Raw genomic sequence first — 1,443 nt, 5'->3', positions numbered from 1 at the left:
TTGCCCTATAAGGAATCAGGCTTTTTTATGTAAATTTGAAATCTAGAATGAAATGTACTAAGAATAACAAAAGCTAAAGGTTGATAAAGGAATAATTTTTAAAATTGAAATATACTTATATTGGAAGGGACGTGATTATTTTGAAAAAAGGTTATATGGTAATTGGTGTCATCATCGCAGTGGTGGTTATTTTTGGTGCCATGTTAGTCTCCAGCTATAACTCCTTTGTCAATTTAGAGGAAAATGTGGACCAGTCCTATGCTCAAATTGAAACCCAACTGCAAAGAAGGCTCGACTTAATTCCAAACTTAGTTAATACGGTAAAAGGTTTTGCTTCACATGAAAAAGAAGTCATTGCCTCCATTTCAGATGCCCGGGCAAGATTAGCTGGTGCGGATACGCCGCAAGAACAAGCTACAGCTAATTCAGAGCTCTCGGGTGCGTTAAGTCGATTGCTTGTTGTTGTTGAAAATTATCCCGATCTAAAAGCCAATCAGCAGTTTACCCAATTAATGGATGAACTGGCAGGAACGGAAAATAGAATTGCAGTAGCACGCAAAGATTATAATGATCAAGTGGCAGTTTACAATAAAAAAGTAAAAAGATTCCCTGGTGCACTTATTGCAGGGATAACCGGTTTTGATGAAAAAGAATACTTTAAAGCAGACCCTAATGCGAAGGAAGTTCCAAAAGTTGACTTTGGGGGCAATGAATAATGAATGCGAATCGGGTCTTCAGCCTATTATTGGTGTTTTTCACTTTTTTTCTGTGTGCTGTAAATACTCAAGCTCAGGATGTCCAAATTCCTGCACCTGTCGGCGATATTTACGTACAGGACTTTGCCAATGTATTAAACGAAACAGAAAGAGCCGAATTAATCAATTTAGGCAGGAACATTGAAGACCAAACAACGGCACAAATTGCTGTTTTGACTGTAGAAACGATTGGAGACCGAACGATAGAAGAGTTTGCGAATGAAGCTTTTCGGCAATATGGAATCGGGAATAAAAGAGAAAACAATGGTGTTTTAATAGTCCTATCCATGCAGGATCGGAAAGTAAGGATTGAAGTAGGCTATGGACTAGAAGGCAGAATTCCAGATGGAAAAGCAGGTCGAATTCTTGATGAATATGCCATTCCATATTTAAAAAATCAGCAGCCGGACAAAGCGATAGTTGAAACCTATAAAGTTCTCGCAAACGAAGTCCTCGCTGAGTATGGAAAAAATGGAGAAGTAAGTAAGCAGACCACAGATGATAAAGGAATTGGTATTCCCAGTTGGTTGCTGGTCATTGTAGTGATTGTCGTTGTATTTTTTGATTTTAAGTTTTTTGGTGGGACGCTCACCTATCTTCTCCTATCCATCATCTCTAGAGGTGGAGGTAGAGGAGGCGGCGGCGGTGGAAGTGGTGGTTCTCGAGGAGGTGGAGGTGGTTCTTCCGG

General features: G+C 39.7%; 2 protein-coding genes. Both read left to right on the top strand.

Features of this window, described 5'->3' with window-relative positions; all coding sequences use genetic code 11:
* The first annotated feature begins 155 nt into the window (after positions 1-155).
* Positions 156-716, top strand: coding sequence for a LemA family protein (locus V7137_RS30525; protein WP_420490206.1), 561 nt, complete (start codon positions 156-158; stop codon positions 714-716).
* A partial coding sequence (locus V7137_RS30520; RefSeq protein WP_335701536.1) for a TPM domain-containing protein occupies positions 716-1,443 on the top strand: 728 nt, incomplete at its 3' end. The genes V7137_RS30525 and V7137_RS30520, both read left to right, overlap by 1 nt.

The organism is Neobacillus drentensis (assembly GCF_036962765.1).
GTDB lineage: Bacteria > Bacillota > Bacilli > Bacillales > Cytobacillaceae > Neobacillus > Neobacillus drentensis_C.
The sequence above is the reverse complement of the archived record's forward strand: the minus strand, read 5'-3'. Positions and strand labels throughout refer to the sequence as shown.